2 protein-coding genes are annotated in these 3,026 nt (G+C 51.7%); both read right to left on the bottom strand.

Going from position 1 to position 3,026, the window contains the following annotated elements; genetic code table 11:
* Positions 1–244: 244 nt before the first annotated feature.
* A complete protein-coding gene (locus tag ACJHXA_RS23645) occupies positions 245–694 on the bottom strand; it encodes an RHS element protein dsORF-h1 (protein WP_000978828.1) in 450 nt (149 codons plus the stop codon).
* Positions 695–705: 11 nt separating this feature from the next.
* Positions 706–3,026, bottom strand: a 2,321-nt coding sequence (locus ACJHXA_RS23640) for an RHS repeat domain-containing protein (protein WP_283512380.1), incomplete at its 5' end; no start/stop codon positions are given.

Here is a 3,026-nt window from a genome sequence, read left to right as displayed (position 1 = left end):
TGTAAGGAGTATTTGATCATGTATAAGCAATAAAAAACAGCTTCAGGTAATGAGGAATATCTCAATTTTTAAACATAAAATGCGAATTATTTAGTACAAAAAGTGAACTTCTGATGATCTTTCCCTGCGGGTCATGTCGCCCTGCCGCGCCGCCGGTTTTCCGCTCATGGTTTATTCCTTTTCTTTTACCTTACATGGCCATACAAATAGTTACCTATACTGTCTTTGAATATTGCCCTACCATTTAAAGCCCACCTATTTTTTGCGACAGCAAAGGGATTTCTTTTTTAATCCAACCTATCATTTCATTTTTTTCAAAACACACGTTAATGCCATTCACACTTCCACATTCACCAAAAGCATCAAAATAAATTTCACATTTATTATTACCTTTCGAAATGATACTAACCCCCCATCTTATATTGTTATATTTTTCTTTTCTGAAATACTTCATTTGCAATAAATCAATTATCTTACCAGCATAAAGATCGCTAATTTCATTCACCACCACTTTATATCTGTATATTTCATTAAGACCTTCCTTGCTAAGCGGAACTAACGTGGTAACATACGATGGAAGATTAATTATCTCTATCGTTTTCACGCTATCTATTCCACACAATTCATTCACTCGCCCCATCCCCAGTACCGAACCAGAAAATAGAGACAATAAAACCATCAAATATTTCATCATAAAAAACCTCACTATTCTGGCGTACCCGTTATTTTCATCGTCTGCAACGGTCCATCCACCCGATAAAAAGGCAGTCCACTATGAGCTCCTCTGGTACACTCACCTAAAGTTTTCGCCGCACGCGATTCAATTATTGTAATAACCCTTGCCTCTTCTTTATTCTCATATTTCTTATCTGTTCGGCTTAAAAGAGCCATGAAATTTTCCTTATCAAGAAGGTAATACTGCGCATGAGCAAACTCATGTCCCAAACCTAATGCAGGCGATTGTGATTTCGAGTTTAATTCAGTTGAACAAAATAAAGATGCTCTACTATTCCAATATATCGCCATATTATTCGAATTAAATCTAACATTGGTTCCTTCAATATACTCTATATTTATAGTTTCTTCAGAGCTTGATAAAAAATCTATAGCTTCTTTCATTTGTGAATCTTGTTTTAAATACTCAACAGCCTGATTAAAATCACTTGGATCACCGTTAACATGGAATTTTAAACCCAAAGAATCTATAAACCGAACAGGGTTTAATGGATATTTATACAGATTCCATTCACCTCTCAGCCCTATCGGGTCCTGGGTGATATATCTCCCCTGCAACGGATCATAGTACCGGTTGCGGTTGTAGTACAGCCCCGACTCCTCATCATACTGCTGTCCCGGCAGACGGAGTGACTGCTGAAGGTGCTGCGCGCTTTCCTCGCCCAGCAGGTTTCCCCACTCGTCATACTCCCCCTGCCACGCCGTTTCCCCTTCCGGGCTGATAAGCGCCAGCGGCAGCCCACGGTGGTCACAGTGGTAAAGATGAAGTTTCCTCTCCGGGATGTATTCCGCCTCCAGTTGCGCGGCCATCTGTTCCGCCGTCAGCCCGCACTGCGCAAGCCACTGCTGGCTTTCTTCACTCACGCTGCCCTGCCGCAGTTCCCGCTCCAGCCTCCCCAGCATCACCGCCAGCTCCGCCGGTAGCGTCACACCCGTGTCCTCCTGCAACACCTCCGCCAGGCTACGGTGCCGCGCCTTCGCCTGTTCACCATTCTCTGTTTCGATTCTCAGGAGCGGCGTGAAGCTTCCCGGCTGGTATACCGTCTGGATTCTTGTCTGTTGGGTCTGTACAGTGGTCAGCCTGTCACCGTCCCACCCGTACCAGGTCTCCTCCGGTTTACGCGACAGCGACATCCACCCCGTCAGGTCACGCTCCCGCCGCCACACCCGTTTTCCCGTCCGGCGGCCCAGCGGGTCATAGAGGTAGCGGCTCTCCACCTGCGGCTCACCGTGCTGTATCCGCGTGTAGAACACCAGACGGTGCTGGCTGTCGTAGTGGTAGTGGTGGGTCCGCTCGTCGTGCATCCGTATCACCCCTTCCGGGATGCGGTCCGTCTTCTCCGCCAGCCTGCCGTATTCATCGTAGCGGTAGACATAGTGCGCATCTTCCGCGATGCGGTTATCCGGCCACGCCGTGAGGGTGCTGTCCGGGTGCAGTTCCGGGTCCGGCAGCCGGTTTCCTGCCGGGTCCGTCGCATACGGGATATCGATATCCAGGTTCGCTGCCGTAGTGTGGACGCCCGTCAGCCTTCCCGTGCCGCTGTAACGGTACTCCCGGCACTCCTGCGGGCCGCTGATGCGCACCAGTTGTCCGTTATCGTTCCACGTATAGTCACAGTCAAGCTGCGGAAGGTTCAGGTGCCTGCTCTGTAGCTGCCCTGTGAGGGTGTACGCCGTGGCCTGTTCGTACCCCGCTGTACTGCCCGCCCCGCCGAAGCTACGGGCCGTCTCGCGGTGCAGCCGGTCCCGCGTGTACTCGACCAGCGGCGTTCCGCCCAGCTTCATCCCCGCAAGATAACCGCTGCCATACGTCAGCCACTCCACCGGCGGCAGACCGTCCGGCTCCTGACGGGTCGCCAGCCCCTGTTCGCTGTACGCATGCCCCGTCTCATGCTCCCACAGCATCTCCCCTGTCTCCGGGTTCTCCACCGTCTGCCGTTCACCCGTCAGGCGGCCTTTATCGTCATAGCCGTAGTGGACCGACACGCGGTGGCCTTCACAGGTATGGCTGAGGGTGGTTAACCACCCGTGCTCATCATACTGCCACTGCTCTGCCGGGTCGCCGTTCACCGTCCGGTGCGTGATGCGGTCCGACGCATCGTAGTGCCAGAGGGTGATAAGCCCCTCGTCTTCACTCTGCGTGAGTTTTCCGGTCAGGTCATAGTGGTAACGTTGCGTCCGGCCGTCAAAACCGCGCTGTTCAGTCAGCCTGTCCACCGGGTCATACCGGAACGTGGACTGGCTGCCGTTCTCGTTGGTCAGCACGGTGATGCGCCCGGCAGCGTCATACC

Source organism: Escherichia sp. WS33 (assembly GCF_046486385.1).
Lineage (GTDB): Bacteria > Pseudomonadota > Gammaproteobacteria > Enterobacterales > Enterobacteriaceae > ECMA0423.
This window is presented reverse-complemented; position numbering and strand designations above follow the sequence as displayed.

Excerpts from the sequence above, each read along its gene's own strand:
- ACJHXA_RS23645 (WP_000978828.1), bottom strand. The coding sequence starts at position 694 with ATGATGAAATATTTGATGGTTTTATTGTCTCTATTTTCTGGTTCGGTA.